This window comes from Pseudomonas sp. UBA3149, assembly GCF_002364655.1.
Taxonomy (GTDB): Bacteria; Pseudomonadota; Gammaproteobacteria; order Pseudomonadales; family Pseudomonadaceae; genus Chryseomonas; species Chryseomonas luteola.
In genome coordinates this window covers 346,245-362,894 of the sequence record NZ_DEYV01000026.1, presented here as the reverse complement: position 1 = coordinate 362,894, position 16,650 = coordinate 346,245, and the positions used below count along the sequence as shown (strand labels likewise).

Here is a 16,650-nt window from a genome sequence, read left to right as displayed (position 1 = left end):
GGGCTCTTCAGATCTCATCAAGCGGTTGGCCCAGCCAATAAGCTCGGGCGGCGGCGACATCGGCATCAATCGCCGCCTTCAATGCCTCCAGAGAGGCGAAACGCTGCTCGTCTCGCAGCTTGCGGTGAAAAACAACAGTCAGATGCTGACCATACAGATCGCCAGCATATTCGAGAAGATGTACTTCAAGATGGGGACGGCCATCGCCTTTTACAGTAGGACGAAGACCAATATTTGCAACGCCTCCCCGGATCTGGCCATGAATATCCACGTTGACCAGATAAACCCCTTTCATGGGTGGCAGACGGCGCTTCAGCTGAACATTAGCAGTAGGCCAGCCTAATTGGCGAGCAAGCTTCTGTCCATGCAGTACACGCCCAGATAAGGTATAGGGGCGTCCCAGCATTCGATTTGCAAGAGACAGATCCCCCGAAGCCAACGCTTCTCGAATGCGCGTACTGCTTATTCTCATGCCATCCAACTCGACCGTTGTAGCGGCCTCAACCGTAAACCCGTTGATCCGCCCTGCATCGACCAGAAAATCAAAGTCGCCAGCACGGTCACAGCCAAAGCGGAAGTCATCCCCGACCTCAAGGTGCTTGATGCCCAATCCCTGGATAAGCACCTGATCGATAAAGGCTCGTGCTGAAAGCTCGCGCAGTCGACGGTTGAAGGCCAGACACACAACACGGTCTACGCCTGCCTTGGATAGCAACTCCAGCTTCTCGCGAAGGCGCGTCAACCGCACTGGAGCTTGTTCAGGCGCAAAGTACTCACGCGGCTGTGGCTCGAATATAACTACACAACTAGGCACTCTGAGCTCTATTGCTCGTTCATGCAGACGAGCCAGAATCGCCTGATGTCCCAGGTGTACTCCGTCGAAATTGCCTATGGTGGCAACACAGCCCTGCGGCAGGGGACTGAGATTATGAAGGCCTCGAACCAGCTGCATAGCACGCGTTCTATTTGCAAATTCTACGATTATACGCACGCTTGCCCGCAGACAACAGGCAGTCACTGACAAGCTTGCCCATGAACATCAAACCATTGGTCATGCTAGCGCTTTTTTCGTGAAGTCTTTGATACGAAATCCAAATGCCGCCAACACGCCAAAATAAGCGATCACTCCAGCAGCAACTACCAGTCCAAGCCGTGAAAAGCGCGCCAGCATATTGCCCTGATCCCATGCGGGCATGACATAAAGCAGCCCTAGAAGTACGGTCGACATGACCACAACCGCAACCACTAGCTTGATCAGGAACAAGGTCCATCCGGGCTGCGGCTCGAAAAGCTTGTGCTTTCTCAACTGCCAATAGAGAAGACCTGCGTTGATACAGGCGGCCAGCCCGATCGCCAAGGCCAGACCTACATGCTGAAGCGGACCAATAAAGGCCAGGTTCATGAGCTGGGTTATTACCAATGTGAAAATAGCGATCCGAACAGGCGTCTTGATGTTCTGTCGAGCATAAAACCCGGGGGCCAGTACCTTGACCAAAATGATTCCGACCAAACCTACCGAATAGGCGATCAAGGCATGCTGGGTCATTTGTGCATCATGAGCCGTAAAACGACCGTACTGGAACAGGGAAATAGTCAGCGGCTCGGACAAAATCGCTAGCGCCAACGAGCACGGCAGAACCAAAAGAAAGCAGAGCCTAAGTCCCCAATCCAAAAGGCGGGAGTATTCGTGCCGATCATCCTTGGCATAAGTCTTGGCTAGCGCCGGCAAAAGGATAGTACCAAGCGCAACACCCAGAACACCGGAAGGCAGCTCCATCAAGCGGTCGGCGTAATACATCCATGAAACCGAACCGGCAGCCAGAAAAGAGGCAAAGATGGTGTTGATGATCAGGGAAATCTGGCTAACCGACACTCCGATAATGGCCGGGATCATTTGCCTCAATACCCGCCAGACTCCGCTATCCCGTAGATTGAGGCGAGGCAGCACAAGCATGCCAATTTTTTTCAAGTGTGGCAGCTGGTACACCAGCTGTAGAAAACCGCCCGCCAGTACAGCCCATCCAAGCACCATGACCGGTGGATCAAAGTATGGCGTCAGGAAGACAGCAAAAAAGATCATGCTGACGTTTAGGAGCGTGGGCACAAACGCCGGGACGGAGAACCGGTTCCACGTGTTGAGCACTGCACCGGCAAGCGATGACAGGGAAATCAACAGAATATACGGAAAGGTTACGCGAAGAAGTGAAGTGGTCAGCGCAAACTTTTCAGGCGTATCGCTAAAGCCAGGGGCGGTAATCCAGATAACCCAGGGCGCAGCTACCATGCCCACCAGGGTCACAATCGCCAGGACTAGCGTCAGCAGGCCTGATACGTAGGCGATAAAGGTTCGGGTCGCCTCTTCTCCGCGCTGGCTCTTGTATTCTGCCAGAATCGGGACAAACGCCTGGGAGAATGCGCCCTCTGCAAAGATGCGCCGCAACAGATTCGGCAGCTTGAACGCTACGAAGAAAGCATCAGTGGCGATCCCTGCGCCAAAAATACGTGCTACGATGGTATCGCGAATAAAGCCCAACACCCGGGAAACAAGCGTCATTGAGCTAACCGCAGCTAGCGATTTAAGAAGGTTCATGCGTTTGGATTCTATACATACCGATGACAGGGCCTGTGTGTCTCCAAGCCTCAAGAAGATGCCTCATAGGCAAGCCCGCGAGTGTAGGACGATCAAACAGATAAAGCACGTACAGATGCAGTTGTTACCAACCACTCGTCCAGCCGTCTTTATAACCTTGACAATCGATTAACACATCGGCATGATTCGCGGCCTTATTTGCGTGGTACCCCCCCAGTTTTTCGAGGAGCTCGACGGTGGCAAACACACCTTCCGCCAAAAAACGCGCCAAACAGGCTGAGAAGCGTCGCAGCCACAATGCTAGCCTGCGTTCAATGGTTCGTACTTACATCAAGAACGTAGTTAAAGCGATCGACGCTAAAGATCTGGAAAAAGCACAAGCTGCCTACGCCGCTGCAGTACCTGTGATTGATCGCATGGCCGACAAGGGCATCATTCACAAGAACAAGGCTGCTCGTCACAAAGGCCGCCTGAATGCCCATATCAAGGCTATGAGCCAAGCTGCTGCCGCTTAAGGCTTAGCTTGCAATAAAAAACCGGCGAAAGCCGGTTTTTTATTGCCTGCATTTTCAAGCATAAAAAAACGGCGCCCATCGGCGCCGTGCTTCATGCGGGTGACGTTACACCAGCACCATATTGTCTCGATGAACAAGCTCAGGCTCATAGACATACCCAAGCGCCTGACCAATGAACTCCGAGGACTGCCCCATGATCTTCTGTGCCTCGACAGCACTGTAATTTACCAATCCGCGCGCCACTTCATTTCCGTCAGGCCCCACGCACGCCACCATCTCACCACGACGGAAGCTGCCTTCTATCGCTTTAACACCCACAGGCAAGAGACTCTTATGGTCTTCAGTGAGGGCCTTTACCGCCCCCGCATCCAGCACCAATGTGCCACGCATTTGAAGATGACCTGCCAGCCATTGCTTGCGAGCCGCCACCAAGCCCCGCTCAGGGGAAAGCAACGTACCCAGCCGCTCACCCTCACGCAACCGGCTCAGCACGCGCTCAATGCGCCCACCTACGATAACCGTACAGGCACCAGAGCGAGCTGCCAGACGAGCCGCACGCAGCTTTGTCTGCATACCACCACGCCCCAACGCCCCTGCAGAGCCACCAGCCACCGCATCCAGCGCAGGATCGTCTGCACGAGCCTCGCTGATTAGCGCGGCTTCAGGATTATGTCGCGGGTCGGCATCGAACATGCCATCACGATCCGTCAGGATAACCAACAGATCCGCCTCAACCAGGTTTGCCACCAGAGCAGCCAATGTATCGTTGTCACCAAAACGGATCTCATCCGTAACGACCGTATCGTTTTCATTGATGACAGGCACCACCCCCAACTCAACCAGGGTTCGAAGGGTGCTTCGAGCATTCAGATAACGCTTTCGGTCGGACAAGTCATCATGGGTAAGCAGCACCTGTGCCGTTTGCACATCATGCTCGGCAAAACTGGACTCCCATGCCTGAACCAAGCCCATCTGACCAACAGCCGCAGCAGCCTGCAACTCGTGAATGGCACTGGGCCGCGAAGCCCAGCCCAATCGACTCATGCCTGCCGCCACTGCGCCAGAGGATACGAGGACAAGCTCAACACCCGCACGATGCAGAGCAACCATCTGCTCGACCCAGCCCGACATGGCGCGGCCATCAAGGCAGCGCCCATCATCCGTCAGCAAGGCACTGCCAATCTTTACCACCCAACGCTCGGAGCGAGTCACCCGATCGCGTATCGAAAGCTCTTTATCTGACATAGATGATCTCTGGTCCTTCACCATCGTCTTCGTCATCATCATCGAAGTCATCGTCGAGACTTTCATCATCGACGCTCTTTATGCCAGCACGACGCAGCGCACGCGCATCGTCCAACGCCTGTAGGCGAGCACGGGCCTCATCCTCGATCTGCTGATCCAGTTCCTGCGCCGCTTCAGCAAAGGCTGGATCTTCAGCGATACGCTCGGCACGCTCATCCAGATAGCGCATGATAGCCTGACACAACGCTTCGGTGCCGTTACGCTCCAGGGCCGAGATCACAAAGACAGGCCCTTCCCAGCTCAGACGCTCAACGACAGCCTTGACCCGAGCATCACGCTCTTCCTCATCCAGGATCTGGTCAGCCTTATTCAGAACCAGCCAGCGGTCACGCTCCATCAGCGCCGGACTGAACTTGTTCAACTCATTGAGAATCGTCTCAGCCGCATCAGCCGGATCGCTTTCATCCAGCGGCGCCATATCGACCAGATGCAATAACAGGCGTGTACGCGCCAAGTGCTTGAGGAAGCGAATCCCCAGCCCTGCACCTTCGGAAGCGCCTTCGATCAAACCGGGAATATCCGCCACAACAAAGCTCTTGAGGCGCCCCACACTCACAACACCCAGATTAGGCACCAACGTTGTAAAAGGGTAGTCCGCCACTTTGGGCTTGGCTGCCGACACCGCCCGGATAAATGTACTCTTACCCGCATTTGGCAGACCAAGCAGACCTACGTCTGCCAAGACCTTCAACTCAAGCTTGAGATCACGCGCCTCACCAGGCTTACCTTTGGTGGTCTGACGGGGAGCACGGTTGGTACTGGACTTGAAGCGCGTGTTACCCAACCCGTGCCAGCCGCCTTGCGCTACACGCAGACGCTGTCCCGGCTGGGTCAGATCGCCAATCACTTCCTGGGTGCCCGCATCGATAACAGTCGTACCTACAGGCACCTGGAGAACCAGATCTTCACCCTTGGCACCCGTACAATCCGTACTGCCACCGTTTTCGCCACGCTGCGCCTGGAAACGGCGGGTGTACCGATAATCCACCAGGGTATTGAGGTTGACGTTGGCCTCCAACCATACAGAGCCACCGTCACCACCATCACCACCGTTCGGCCCACCTTTCTCGATGAACTTTTCCCGGCGGAAACTCATCATGCCATTACCGCCATCGCCGGCTTGCACGTGAATGGAAACTTCGTCGACAAATTTCATTAAAACCTCCCGCCGGAGCGGGCCGACTGAAAATAACTGGAAAAGAATAGAATACAGAAACAAAAAAGCCCCGTCGTTAAGACAGGGCTTTTTCGGTGAATCTGCGCTTAGGCAGCAACGACGCTTACATAGCGACGGCCGAAGGCGCCCTTCACTTCGAACTTGATCACGCCGTCGACTTTAGCGAACAGAGTGTGATCCTTGCCCAGACCAACGCCGTAACCGGGGTGGAACTGAGTTCCGCGCTGACGCACGATGATGTTACCTGCTTTAACAACCTGGCCGCCGAACAGCTTCACGCCAAGGCGTTTAGATTCTGAATCGCGACCGTTGCGGGTGGAACCGCCAGCTTTTTTGTGTGCCATGTGTCAATTCTCCGAAAAGGCAATCAGGCCTGAATGCCGGTGATTTTGATTTCAGTGAACCACTGACGGTGGCCCTGACGCTTCATGTGATGCTTACGACGACGGAATTTGATGATGCTGACCTTGTCGTGACGACCCTGAGCAACTACTTCAGCAGTTACTTTGGCGCCATCAACTACCGGCAGACCGATCTTGACGTCATCGCCGTTGCCAACCAGCAGAACGCGATCAAAAGTCACGGTTTCGCCAGTTGCGATGTCGAGCTTCTCGACTTTCAGGAATTCACCTTCGGTGACTTTGTGCTGCTTGCCACCGGTAACGATTACTGCGTACATGGAATATCTCCGTTTAACCTGCTCACCCGGTGCTTTATAAAAAGAGTGATTGACCGGCATGGCTGCATGGGGTGGATAGACGCCCAGGCAATTGCGTAAGACAGGGGGTTAACCCTTGGGATTTCAGGGCCAGCAATTCTACGCAAGAAGGGATAATGTAGCAAGGGCTGCACTACTCTGCCTTGACAGTGCCACCCCTCCCCCCTAGCATGCCGCGCAACCCTATTGGAGCCCCGGCAGGTTACGCGCCCAGCGCTCCGCCCCGGCGCGCACTGTGCTGTAACAACGCACCGCACTTGGATACGCCCTACATGACGCAACCCCAGGCCTTTTATCGCGTGGTGGCTGATGATTTCGCCGCAGTCGATGGCATCATTCGCCGACAACTCACCTCCCGCGTGCCCCTGGTCGAAAAAATCGGAGACTACATCGTCTCCGCTGGCGGGAAACGCCTACGTCCCCTCCTGGTCCTGCTGACTGGAAATGCATTGGGCCATAGCGATTACCCGATTCGGCTACTTGCAGCCACCATCGAGTTCCTGCACACCTCAACCCTGCTGCACGATGACGTTGTCGATGCCTCAGGTCTACGTCGCGGACGCTCAACGGCCAATGCCCTTTGGGGTAATGCCCCTAGCGTGCTGGTGGGTGATTTTCTCTATGCCCGCTCCTTCGAGATGATGGTCGAGCTGGGCTCCATGGAGGTCATGCGCATTATCTCCCAGGCAACACGCGTTATTGCCGAAGGGGAAGTGCTACAGCTTTCCAAGGTCCGTGACGCCAGCACAACCGAAGAGATCTATATGGAGGTCATTCGGGGTAAGACCGCCATGCTGTTCGAAGCGTCAACACACAGTGCTGCGGCCCTGTGTGGCGCCTCAAGTGCGCAGGCAGAGTCCCTTCGGCAGTTTGGGGATTATCTTGGTATCGCCTTCCAGCTGGTCGATGACCTGCTGGATTACCGCGGCGACGCTACGACGCTAGGCAAGAATGTGGGTGATGACCTGGCAGAGGGTAAGCCTACCCTTCCCCTGATCGTAACCATGCGAGAAGGCACCGAGGAACAGGCGACCCTGGTTCGCAAGGCCATCCAGCAAGGTGGCAGCAAGGACCTGGAAGGTATTCGCAATGCAGTCGAAGCCGCCGGCGCGCTTGACTACACCGCCAATCTGGCACGTGACTATGCCGAGCGGGCCATTGCCTGCCTGGAGAGCCTGCCTGACAGCGTTCACCGTGATGCGCTCATCGAGCTAAGCCAATTTGCAGTAGCGCGTACGCACTGATATAGCAACCAAAAAGAACGCCACCTGCCGTCAGGCACGTGGCGTTTTTTTATGTCTGTTATGTGCTGCTGGTCGCCTTGGCCAGAAAAATTCGGATTAACCCTTGATTAATCAATAACAAGAATTATTCTCATTAATACACTTGATATGGAGGGATATGTCATGACTTATTTGATCGATGCCTGGCTGGACCGCCCACACCCCTACCTTCGCATACTCAATCGCGAGACTGGACAGGTATGCGTTGTACTGGATGAAGACGCATTGAATGAATTGTGGGAGATGGGCGAGCTTGATGTGCAAAGTTTGAGCAGCAGCGAACCTGCTCGCCAAAAGGAGCAGGTCCGCCAACTCTTTCTGTTCTGCTATGCACGCGCCTTGCGGCCGGAGGACAGCAGTCAGCAGAGCTTTGGCTAAGCTGGTCTTGCGGTCAGCCCTAAGATTCAGAGAATCTCGAGCAGCTCTACGTCGAAGACCAGTACGCTATGGGGCGGGATACTGCCAACACCTTGAGCGCCATAAGCCAGCTCACTCGGCACGGTCAGGCGCCATTTGCTGCCTACACTCATCAGCTGCAACGCTTCGGTCCAGCCTGCAATGACGCCACCGACGGGAAATTCGGCAGGCTGGCCACGTTCATAAGAGCTGTCAAAGACGCTGCCGTCGATCAGGGTGCCATGGTAGTGAGTACGCACATGACTCTGGCGGCTAGGCTTGTCGCCCTGCCCTTCAACCAGCACTTCGTACTGAAGGCCAGAAGGCAACAGCACAACGCCGTCGCGCTTGGCGTTTTCCAACAGGTAGGCGGCACCGGTTTCTGCGGCTGCAGCAGCCTTGGCCTGCGCTTCAGCCTGCATACGCTCGCGAATGTGTTTGAAGCTGTCATTCAGATCATCAACCGACACACGACTGTCTTGCTCGGTGTAGGCATCCGACAGACCCGCCAGCACAGCCTCAAGAGACATGCCAGGTACCGGATTCTGACGAAGCTGATCGCCCAGTTGACGGCCAATGCCGTAGCTCACACGACTTTCATGCGTGTCCAGATTGAGTTCGCTCATTAGTTACCTCGGCTACAAAACGCCCAGCCTAACACAGACGACTGCAAGGCTCGGCGTGCATGCGGCAGGTAAATGACGGGGGATACTGTCTCTCTTTGAGCTACCGCTCAGGCTCAAACGCTTGCTTCACCGTTACGGTTGAAACCAAGGCGCGTCTTCAGAGGCGCCTCGCTACGCGGCGCAGCGCCCACCATTTCGTCATAGGGAGAATACTGCACAAGGTAGAAGGGAAGCTCCGGTATCTCCCTGAGCACATGCTGGGCATGGCCGGGCGAGCGCAGGTGCATGGTCTTGCCATCGTTTTCCTGAAGGCGGCTGCGAGTCTCTACGCCGAGTATGTCAAGGATATAGAACCCTCCTTCCAGCGATAGAAGGTTGAGTTCCTGAATGCGACCTGTCTGGGCTAATGCCTTTAACTCTTCGAGTCTCATAGCGCCTCCGGGAAAGTAGCTGCCAGCACGGCTAACAACTGTCTTGACCTCTTATGACCCGTTAATGGTCATGCTTGGTAAGCTTGTCCAGATAACCCATGGCAAATGCCGAGAGCACGAAGGTCAGGTGAATGATCACGTACCATTTCAGATAGGTGGTATCGACATTTTTTGCGTCCATGAAGATTCGCAGCAGGTGAATCGATGAAATCGCAACAATGGAAGCGGCGACCTTGTTCTTCAATGAACTGGAATCCATTTTGCCGAGCCAACTGAGTTTTTCCTTGTCATCTCCCAACTCAAGTTGAGACACAAAGTTCTCGTAGCCTGACAGCATGACCATGACTAGCAAACCGCCCACCAGAGCCATATCGATCAGCGACAGGACCAACAGGATCAGATCTGCTTCAGTTTGTTCGAATATATGCGGAAGTAAATGAAAGATTTCCTGGAAAAACTTGATGGCCAGCATGACCAGGGCTAGCGAAAGGCCAAAATAGATAGGTGCCAGCAGCCAGCGGGCAGCATACATAGCATTTTCGAAAAAGCGTTCCATGTAACTCGCTCATGACAAGTGATCCGGCGAGTATACCGGCGCATACCGCCCCGACAAACGCCTGGAACGGTACAAATCATGGCAAATCATGAGAGGCCCAACCCTTTTAGGCCAATTCGCTCACAGCTCGGGTCGAGCTTGGTACTTCATGACAGGTTGTGCACGTTCTCCGTTCATTCGACGGAGTTCACCTTGAATGTGCAAGCGCCAGATCTGTGGATCAGACGCAGGAACATAGCCTTGTTCCTGCAGATTCTCGGCAATCGCTGCCATGACTGCCTCAGCGACAACCGGTCCGTGAAAAGGCCCTTGCGCCTTGATCGCCGTTGGATGCTGACCCGTCAGACCAGCAGCACACAGTAGAGTCCACATTCCTGGCTGATGAGCCAATGGTTTGACTTCACATTCGATACGGGTAACAAGACCCAGGCAAGGACGAATTAGAGTGATGCTGCGCGGCATGGCATCTTCCTCGATCTGTTTTTTCTAATAAGCCTGTCGTGCCCGAGGAGTTATCGAGGAGCGATAACGAACTTCAGCAGCGCAAGCCAGCTGCGGTGTGCCATGACCCGCAGGCCATGGCACATCTCTTATTCTTCCGACCTGACCGCTATGTACTCAGTTCTCGTCGTGCGTGTCCTTTTTGCTCTTATCTTTCAATTTGTCGGCCAGTTCATCTTCTATCTCGAGTTCAGCGATGTCTTTAAGCCGCTCGACAACCCGAGCATTCACGCTGCCCTCAGGAAAACGCCCTTGTGCGTCTGGTGCACCTGCCGGCTCACCGACCAGAAGGCTTAGCGCTTCGTCTGCCTGACGAACGGCATAGATGTGGAAGCGCCCCTCTCTAACCGCCTCTACCACGCGCTCATCAAGCATGAGATTGATTACATTGGCCCTAGGAATGATCACACCCTGCTCGCCGGTGAGGCCGCGTGCAGCACATAGGCGGAAGAAACCCTCAATTTTTTCGTTGACGCCGCCAACAGGCTGCACCTCACCAAACTGGTTGATGGAGCCGGTTATGGCAAAACACTGCTTCAACGGTGTACGTGAAAGCGCGGAAATCAAGGTGCAGGCTTCTCCCAGAGAGGCGCTATCACCATCCACATAACCATAGGACTGCTCAAGAGCAATACTGGCAGAAATGGCCAAAGGGAATTCCTGGGCGTAGCGACTTCCCAGATAGCCTGTCAGGATCATCACACCCTTTGAGTGGATCGGCTGCCCAAGACTGACCTCTCGCTCGATATCGAGAATGCCGCTGGCGCCGGGATAGACCGTAGCGGAGATACGAGCAGGCATACCAAAGGCCGAGTCTGCTACCTCAAGGACGGTTAGGCCGTTGCATTTGCCAACCGCGGCGCCTTCTGTATCAATCAGGATCTGACCCGCCATGATGTCGTCCAACACACGGGCCGAGACACGACCTGTACGGGTTTCCTTGGCTTTCAACGCACGCTCTACGTGGCCTCGATCGGTCACTTCGTCACCTGCCAGCTGACGAATGAAATCCGCCTCGCTGACCAGTTGGAACAGATCACCGATTCGAGCCGACAATCGACCTTGATGTTCGGCCAGGCGAGCGCTGTAAGTGGCAAGACGCGCAACTGCCGTTGCGGTCAGGGGCGCCATGCCCTCTTCGGAGGTCCGTGTTTTGAGGAGCTGTGCAAACTGCTCAAGGCTGTCGTCACGCAGCGGAATCTCTTCATCAAAGTCCACCAGCACACGAAACATCTCCTGGAACTCCGAGTCGAGCTCCTGAAGGGTGTAATAGAGCTGCCGCGAGCCAATAATGATGACTTTGATGTTTAGCGGAATAACTTGGGGCGTCAGGCTGACGGTCGCAAAGCGACCAAGATCGGCCAGCGGCGACTCCATCTTGAGCTGACGTGAATGCAGGGCACGCTTCAGGGCATCCCAGACAAAGGGTTCGGTAAGCAGTTTTTCCGCCTCGACGATCAGAAAGCCGCCGTTGGCCCGATGTAGTGCTCCTGGACGCAACTGTCGGTAGCTGGTGTAGAGCGCGCCTTGATCAGAGCTGTACTCGATGCGACCGAACAGATTGTCATAGGTGGGATGAGGCTCGAAAATGACCGGCGCACCACTGGTCGCATGGTGCCCAATAACCAGATTGGGCAGGTATTGCTCTTTTAGATCCTTACGGCGCTGTGTGTCCGTTTTGGCATCGTCGATCAGCAGATCGACCACCGTTTTGAGCAGGTCGACCTGCATGGCCTGCAAGTAGGCACACACACCCGGGTTGTCATTGTATTTCTCAACCAGCGGAGCCAGCAGCGGTTGGAGAGCCAACGTGATGGTCTCTTCATTCAGGCGGCGCAGCTCATTACTGGATTCGCGACGCCATTGCGGCAGACTGGCAAGCTCCTCATTGAGCCGCTCCTCTAGTGAGGATATATCGGCATGGAACTGTTCGCGCTCCGCTTCAGGCAACTGGGCGAATTCAGCCTCATCCAGAGCCTTGCCCTCCTTCATGGGCGTAAAGGCAATATTGGTACTGTCGCGGTAGAGCGCTACGCTTTTTTCCAACGCTGCACGTTCTACCGCATCCAGCGCCTGGTCGTAGCGCTGGTTGAAGGCTCGATCGATGGCGCTCTTTTTCTGCTGATAGGCAGGATGCTCGAACACGGCTGGAAATGTGGAGAGCAGGTTATCGATCAGCTGCTCGATATCAGCGATGAAGTCATCGCCATTGCCTGGCGTCAGCTCGACAGCACGGGGCTCGCGCAGCTCTTCGAAATTGTTTAGGTAGGCCCAGTCCGAGGGCGTAGGCAAGCGCTTGCCTTCCGCTTTCAGGAACCGTTGCACGAAGGAAAACCGTCCCGTTCCCGGCTCTCCCATGACATATACGTTATAGCCTGGACGTGGCATCGCCACACCAAACTGCAGGGCCTCTACAGCGCGCTCCTGCCCGAGAATACCCCGGAATGGGTCTAGCTCATCGGTAGTACTAAAGGACAGCTGGGCGGGATCAAAGGGACTGGTCAATTCGTCAGGTGCCAGGCGCAGGCCGGCAGCTACAGGATCATGCATCGGAAATCCTTGTGTCGTTCGGACATATCTGTCCGCATTCTGGCGTTGCGAGCCGGATAAGAGCAAGGCATGGCACTGCCTACCCGGTCATCATGGCACACGAAGCGGTCACACCGTTTTGACGAATTTGTGACATGGAAGTGCCTAACTTCAGAAATAACACCGACTCGCCAGTCCGGGGCTACGCTTAACGGAAGGGAGCAGGAAAAGAAACAGGTTATGCGCAGTCAATCCAAGGGTCTTCGTACTGCGCCAGCGACGAAGTTTGCGCAGGAGTCAGACCATGTGGATGAGAATGTTATTGGCTGTAACGCTACTTACCGGGCTGAGCGGCTGTGAGAGCTACCATGACCAGTTGGTTGCAAAGGGTTATCCACCTCCTTATGCCGATGGCTATCACGACGGGTGTCTGACAGGTAAACAGGCGGTAAATGGCATTGGAGCCCTCCACAAGAACGTCCCGCGCTATGACCAGGAGCGTTATTACGCGCAGGGGTGGGAAGACGGTTATCGCCAGTGTGCCAGCACGGCTCAGAACGAACAGACCCGTCGCTACTATGAAGAACATTGGAGTGAGCACGAGGAGGACTGGGAACGCAGCAAACGCCGTGGAATGGCCCGGGCCCTGCGCGGCGACAGCAAGGAACAGAAAGACAGCAATTGAACGCACACCAGAAACATCCGACGCTCTGGCGTGACGCTACTAAGTAGTACTCGCTTTGGCTTTCCCATTCTGCTATTGCTCAATCAAAACGGATAAGCACTAGCAGAATGTCTCAACTAAACGCTCGCCCCCTGGCTACTCTCATACCGGTCTGCCTGTTACTGGTGGCAATGATCTCTCTTCAAAGCAGCGCCAGCTTGGCCAAAAGTCTTTTCCCTGTCCTGGGTCCGATTGGTGTAACCGCGCTGCGCCTTCTCTTTTCCGCCCTGCTGCTTGTAGCTGTTCTTCGACCGTGGAAAGTCCTTGGCAAAGGGAAGCCATGGAAATCTCTGGTCGTATATGGCATTGCCCTAGGCATCATGAATGTTTCGATTTATCTGGCCATGCAGCGGATTCCCATTGGAATCGCAGTCGCCCTTGAGTTCACAGGCCCCCTGGCTGTCGCCATAATTGCCTCTCGCCGGCTGATCGATTTTGTCTGGATCATCCTAGCCATTTTAGGGCTGGTATTGCTTTTGCCGGTCGGGCATGCTGCCAGTGGTGTAGATCTACTGGGCGCGTTTTTCGCCTTGCTGGCAGGTGCCTGCTGGGCCCTCTACATTGTATTCGGCAAGAAAGCCGGGGCCGTCTATGGTGCGAGCACCGTTGCGCTGGGCTCGTGCATCGCAGCACTGGGAGTTCTGCCACTTGGACTTTATGAGACAGGTCCCGGTCTGTTTGCGGTGGAAACACTGCCGGTCATTCTGGCAATCGCCGTCATGTCCTCCGCGCTCCCCTACGTTCTGGAAATGATGGCGCTGACAAAGTTGCCTACCCAGACCTTTGGCACCTTGATGAGCCTGTCACCGGCCTTGGGTGCCCTGTCAGGCTTTATCTTTCTCGGCGAAACATTGACCCTCGGCCAATGGACGGCGCTGGCCTGTATTGTAGCTGCCTCTATCGGGACGACACTTACCATCGGGAAATCTTCTGATGCACCTCCCCCTGAATCCGGGGAGGCGCTTGCGGGTGAAGGGACTACCCTTAAAGGATCGAAACCCAATCGTGGAGGATGAATGATTTATCTGATCATGGGTGTATCTGGCAGTGGAAAAACCACTATAGGGGAACGCCTGGCCCAGCGTCTGGGCTGCCAGTTTTCCGATGCCGACGAGTTCCACAGCGACGCCAACCGGCAAAAAATGGCCAAGGGCATTCCTCTTGATGATGAGGACCGCTGGCCGTGGCTGGATGCCATTCGCACTGCGATGCAGGATGCCCATCGCCATCAGCGAACCCAGGTATTTGCCTGCTCAGCCCTGAAGAAGCAGTACCGGGAACGGCTGCAAACCGCCACCGACGGGATCGTTCTGGTCTTTTTGAATGGACCGGCCGAGGTACTCAGCGAGCGCATCCTCAATCGACGCGGGCACTTTTTCGATCCACGGCTACTACAAAGTCAGATCGACACACTTGAGCCGCCCGGTGAGCAAGAGGCGCTACTGGTTGATATTCGCCAGTCTCCGGATGAAATCATAGACAGCATTCTCCGGGCCACTCAGCACAAGAAATAAAAAAGGCCGCAGCATTACGCGGCGGCCTTTGGGTACAAAAGGGCTGATCAGCTCAGCTTTTTGTATTTCACTCGCTTGGGCTGCGTGGCAGCATCGCCAAGACGCTTCTTGCGATCCGCTTCGTACTCAGTGTAGTTCCCTTCGAAGAACACCACCTGAGAGTTGTCTTCATAGGAGAGGATATGAGTGGCGATACGGTCGAGGAACCAGCGATCGTGCGAGATCACGATGGCGGTGCCCGGGAAGTCCAGCAATGCTTCTTCCAGTGCGCGCAGGGTTTCGATGTCGAGGTCGTTGGACGGTTCGTCCAACAGCAGTACGTTACCGCCCTGCTTCAGCGTCAGCGCCATATGCAAGCGGCCACGCTCACCACCGGACAGGTCCTTGACGAACTTCTGCTGATCGGCACCCTTGAAGTTGAAGCGACCGACATAGCCGCGGGAAGGCACTTCATAGTTACCCACGCGAATCATGTCCAGACCATCGGAGACCTGCTCCCATACGGTCTTGTTGCCCTCCAGGCTATCGCGACTCTGATCGACACTGGCGATCTGTACGGTTTCACCGATCTCGATGGTGCCCGAATCTGGCTGCTCTTTGCCGGTGATCATGCGGAACAGTGTGGATTTACCGGCACCGTTACCCCCGATCACACCAACAATCGCGCCCTTGGGCACACTGAAGCTCAGATTATCGATCAGAACGCGATCACCGTAGCCCTTGGTGACGTTATGGAACTCGATAACCTTGTCACCCAGGCGCGGACCAGCCGGGATGTAGATTTCATTGGTCTCGCTGCGCTTCTGGAATTCCTGAGATTGCAATTCCTCGAAACGCTGCAGACGAGCCTTGGACTTGGACTGACGGGCCTTGGCACCGGAGCGCACCCACTCCAGTTCCGCTTTCATGGCCTTCTGGTGAGCCGCTTCCTGCTTGGCTTCCTGCGCCAGACGGTTGGCTTTGGATTCCAGCCAGCCGGAATAGTTACCTTCAAACGGGATACCGTGGCCACGGTCCAGTTCGAGAATCCAGCCAGCCACGTTGTCCAGGAAGTAGCGGTCATGCGTGATGGCTACGACAGTACCAGCGAAGTCGTGCAGGAAGTGCTCGAGCCAGGCAACGGAATCGGCGTCCAGGTGGTTGGTAGGCTCGTCGAGCAGCAGCATATCAGGTGCAGACAGCAGCAGACGGCACAGCGCCACGCGACGCTTTTCACCACCGGACAGGTGCTCGATCTTCGCATCCCATGGCGGCAGGCGCAGGGCATCGGCGGCCACTTCCAGCTGCCGCTCGAGATTGTGGCCGTCAGAGGCCTGAATGATGGCTTCCAGACGCGCCTGCTCAGCGGCCAGCGCATCAAAGTCGGCATCCGGTTCGGCATAGGCAGCGTATACTTCGTTCAGACGATCCTGAGCGTCCTTGATCGCACCAACGGCCTCTTCGACGATGTCCCGAACCGTCTTGCTCGGATCGAGCTGCGGCTCCTGCGGAAGATAACCTACGTTGATACCGGGCATCGGGCGAGCTTCGCCGTCGATCTCCGTATCGACCCCGGCCATGATGCGCAACAGGGTAGACTTACCCGCACCATTCAAGCCCAGCACGCCGATCTTGGCGCCAGGAAAGAAGGACAGGGAGATGTCTTTCAAAATCTCTCGCTTCGGGGGCACGATCTTGCTGACCCGATGCATGGAGTAAACGTATTGAGCCATGGATGAACCTTGGTACTGATGCAAAAGTAGGCGAATAGTATGGCGGGACTGAGCCAAGCTGTCGAAGTCCCTC

General features: G+C 55.4%; 18 protein-coding genes. 6 read left to right on the top strand and 12 right to left on the bottom strand.

The features are described from left to right. Nucleotides 1-7 precede the first annotated feature (7 nt). Together ribF and murJ are read right to left on the bottom strand one after the other, a co-directional pair. On the bottom strand, nucleotides 8-952 hold the full coding sequence (gene ribF, locus B3729_RS16180) for a bifunctional riboflavin kinase/FAD synthetase (protein ID WP_019367076.1): 945 nt from the start codon (nucleotides 950-952) through the stop codon (nucleotides 8-10). Between the two features lie 99 nt (nucleotides 953-1,051). Further along, complete coding sequence (murJ, locus tag B3729_RS16175; RefSeq protein ID WP_026004125.1) at nucleotides 1,052-2,590, bottom strand: murein biosynthesis integral membrane protein MurJ; 1,539 nt, start codon at nucleotides 2,588-2,590, stop codon at nucleotides 1,052-1,054. Nucleotides 2,591-2,826: 236 nt separating this feature from the next. Between murJ and rpsT the strand changes: the two genes are divergently transcribed. After that, a complete protein-coding gene (rpsT, locus tag B3729_RS16170) occupies nucleotides 2,827-3,105 on the top strand; it encodes a 30S ribosomal protein S20 (RefSeq protein ID WP_010797179.1) in 279 nt (92 codons plus the stop codon). A gap of 105 nt (nucleotides 3,106-3,210) precedes the next feature. Here rpsT and proB read toward each other — a convergent pair whose 3' ends face one another. The 4 genes from proB to rplU form a co-directional block, all read right to left on the bottom strand. After that, nucleotides 3,211-4,329 (bottom strand): glutamate 5-kinase, encoded by a 1,119-nt coding sequence (gene proB, locus B3729_RS16165; protein WP_286788430.1) that lies wholly within the window; start codon nucleotides 4,327-4,329, stop codon nucleotides 3,211-3,213. Between the two features lie 10 nt (nucleotides 4,330-4,339). Further along, nucleotides 4,340-5,566, bottom strand: a complete 1,227-nt coding sequence (cgtA, locus tag B3729_RS16160) for an Obg family GTPase CgtA (RefSeq protein WP_074822896.1) — start codon at nucleotides 5,564-5,566, stop codon at nucleotides 4,340-4,342. A gap of 107 nt (nucleotides 5,567-5,673) precedes the next feature. Further along, nucleotides 5,674-5,931 carry a 50S ribosomal protein L27 gene (gene rpmA, locus B3729_RS16155; protein ID WP_010797176.1) on the bottom strand — a complete coding sequence of 86 codons (258 nt, stop codon included), beginning with the start codon at nucleotides 5,929-5,931 and terminating at the stop codon, nucleotides 5,674-5,676. 23 nt (nucleotides 5,932-5,954) lie between these two features. Beyond that, nucleotides 5,955-6,266 carry a 50S ribosomal protein L21 gene (gene rplU / locus B3729_RS16150; RefSeq protein WP_010797175.1) on the bottom strand — a complete coding sequence of 104 codons (312 nt, stop codon included), beginning with the start codon at nucleotides 6,264-6,266 and terminating at the stop codon, nucleotides 5,955-5,957. A gap of 311 nt (nucleotides 6,267-6,577) precedes the next feature. On the opposite strand from rplU, the gene B3729_RS16145 reads away from it, so the two are divergent. Together B3729_RS16145 and B3729_RS16140 are read left to right on the top strand one after the other, a co-directional pair. Then, nucleotides 6,578-7,549, top strand: coding sequence for a polyprenyl synthetase family protein (locus tag B3729_RS16145; protein WP_074822899.1), 972 nt, complete (start codon nucleotides 6,578-6,580; stop codon nucleotides 7,547-7,549). A gap of 162 nt (nucleotides 7,550-7,711) precedes the next feature. After that, nucleotides 7,712-7,966 (top strand): hypothetical protein, encoded by a 255-nt coding sequence (locus tag B3729_RS16140; protein ID WP_010797173.1) that lies wholly within the window; start codon nucleotides 7,712-7,714, stop codon nucleotides 7,964-7,966. 26 nt (nucleotides 7,967-7,992) lie between these two features. Here the strand turns inward: B3729_RS16140 and B3729_RS16135 are convergent, their stop codons facing one another. The 5 genes from B3729_RS16135 to B3729_RS16115 form a co-directional block, all read right to left on the bottom strand. After that, complete coding sequence (locus B3729_RS16135; RefSeq protein WP_010797172.1) at nucleotides 7,993-8,610, bottom strand: FKBP-type peptidyl-prolyl cis-trans isomerase; 618 nt, start codon at nucleotides 8,608-8,610, stop codon at nucleotides 7,993-7,995. Nucleotides 8,611-8,723: 113 nt separating this feature from the next. Next, on the bottom strand, nucleotides 8,724-9,041 hold the full coding sequence (locus B3729_RS16130) for a DUF6482 family protein (RefSeq protein WP_286788370.1): 318 nt from the start codon (nucleotides 9,039-9,041) through the stop codon (nucleotides 8,724-8,726). Between the two features lie 61 nt (nucleotides 9,042-9,102). Further along, complete coding sequence (locus B3729_RS16125) at nucleotides 9,103-9,597, bottom strand: TIGR00645 family protein (RefSeq protein ID WP_010797170.1); 495 nt, start codon at nucleotides 9,595-9,597, stop codon at nucleotides 9,103-9,105. 120 nt (nucleotides 9,598-9,717) lie between these two features. Further along, nucleotides 9,718-10,059, bottom strand: a complete 342-nt coding sequence (locus B3729_RS16120) for a hypothetical protein (protein ID WP_010797169.1) — start codon at nucleotides 10,057-10,059, stop codon at nucleotides 9,718-9,720. Nucleotides 10,060-10,215: 156 nt separating this feature from the next. Further along, on the bottom strand, nucleotides 10,216-12,648 hold the full coding sequence (locus tag B3729_RS16115; RefSeq protein ID WP_010797168.1) for a Lon protease family protein: 2,433 nt from the start codon (nucleotides 12,646-12,648) through the stop codon (nucleotides 10,216-10,218). Nucleotides 12,649-12,931: 283 nt separating this feature from the next. On the opposite strand from B3729_RS16115, the gene B3729_RS16110 reads away from it, so the two are divergent. From B3729_RS16110 to B3729_RS16100, 3 genes are all read left to right on the top strand, one after another. After that, nucleotides 12,932-13,312 carry a hypothetical protein gene (locus tag B3729_RS16110; protein WP_010797167.1) on the top strand — a complete coding sequence of 127 codons (381 nt, stop codon included), beginning with the start codon at nucleotides 12,932-12,934 and terminating at the stop codon, nucleotides 13,310-13,312. Nucleotides 13,313-13,419: 107 nt separating this feature from the next. Continuing rightward, nucleotides 13,420-14,367, top strand: a complete 948-nt coding sequence (gene rhtA, locus B3729_RS16105) for a threonine/homoserine exporter RhtA (RefSeq protein ID WP_010797166.1) — start codon at nucleotides 13,420-13,422, stop codon at nucleotides 14,365-14,367. Further along, the gene (locus B3729_RS16100) at nucleotides 14,368-14,865 is read left to right on the top strand and encodes a gluconokinase (protein ID WP_010797165.1); all 498 of its coding nucleotides are present in this window, start codon (nucleotides 14,368-14,370) and stop codon (nucleotides 14,863-14,865) included. Nucleotides 14,866-14,912: 47 nt separating this feature from the next. Here B3729_RS16100 and ettA read toward each other — a convergent pair whose 3' ends face one another. Beyond that, nucleotides 14,913-16,577, bottom strand: a complete 1,665-nt coding sequence (gene ettA, locus B3729_RS16095) for an energy-dependent translational throttle protein EttA (protein ID WP_010797164.1) — start codon at nucleotides 16,575-16,577, stop codon at nucleotides 14,913-14,915. Nucleotides 16,578-16,650 lie beyond the last annotated feature (73 nt).

Bases quoted from the DNA above. Each gene is read 5' to 3' on its own strand.
- ribF (WP_019367076.1), bottom strand. From the start codon at position 952: ATGCAGCTGGTTCGAGGCCTTCATAATCTCAGTCCCCTGCCGCAGGGC.
- murJ (WP_026004125.1), bottom strand. From the start codon at position 2,590: ATGAACCTTCTTAAATCGCTAGCTGCGGTTAGCTCAATGACGCTTGTT.
- cgtA (WP_074822896.1), bottom strand. From the start codon at position 5,566: ATGAAATTTGTCGACGAAGTTTCCATTCACGTGCAAGCCGGCGATGGC.
- rpmA (WP_010797176.1), bottom strand. From the start codon at position 5,931: ATGGCACACAAAAAAGCTGGCGGTTCCACCCGCAACGGTCGCGATTCA.
- rplU (WP_010797175.1), bottom strand. From the start codon at position 6,266: ATGTACGCAGTAATCGTTACCGGTGGCAAGCAGCACAAAGTCACCGAA.
- B3729_RS16145 (WP_074822899.1), top strand. From the start codon at position 6,578: ATGACGCAACCCCAGGCCTTTTATCGCGTGGTGGCTGATGATTTCGCC.
- B3729_RS16140 (WP_010797173.1), top strand. From the start codon at position 7,712: ATGACTTATTTGATCGATGCCTGGCTGGACCGCCCACACCCCTACCTT.
- B3729_RS16135 (WP_010797172.1), bottom strand. From the start codon at position 8,610: ATGAGCGAACTCAATCTGGACACGCATGAAAGTCGTGTGAGCTACGGC.
- B3729_RS16130 (WP_286788370.1), bottom strand. From the start codon at position 9,041: ATGAGACTCGAAGAGTTAAAGGCATTAGCCCAGACAGGTCGCATTCAG.
- B3729_RS16125 (WP_010797170.1), bottom strand. From the start codon at position 9,597: ATGGAACGCTTTTTCGAAAATGCTATGTATGCTGCCCGCTGGCTGCTG.
- B3729_RS16120 (WP_010797169.1), bottom strand. From the start codon at position 10,059: ATGCCGCGCAGCATCACTCTAATTCGTCCTTGCCTGGGTCTTGTTACC.
- B3729_RS16115 (WP_010797168.1), bottom strand. From the start codon at position 12,648: ATGCATGATCCTGTAGCTGCCGGCCTGCGCCTGGCACCTGACGAATTG.
- B3729_RS16110 (WP_010797167.1), top strand. From the start codon at position 12,932: ATGTGGATGAGAATGTTATTGGCTGTAACGCTACTTACCGGGCTGAGC.
- rhtA (WP_010797166.1), top strand. From the start codon at position 13,420: ATGTCTCAACTAAACGCTCGCCCCCTGGCTACTCTCATACCGGTCTGC.
- B3729_RS16100 (WP_010797165.1), top strand. From the start codon at position 14,368: ATGATTTATCTGATCATGGGTGTATCTGGCAGTGGAAAAACCACTATA.
- ettA (WP_010797164.1), bottom strand. From the start codon at position 16,577: ATGGCTCAATACGTTTACTCCATGCATCGGGTCAGCAAGATCGTGCCC.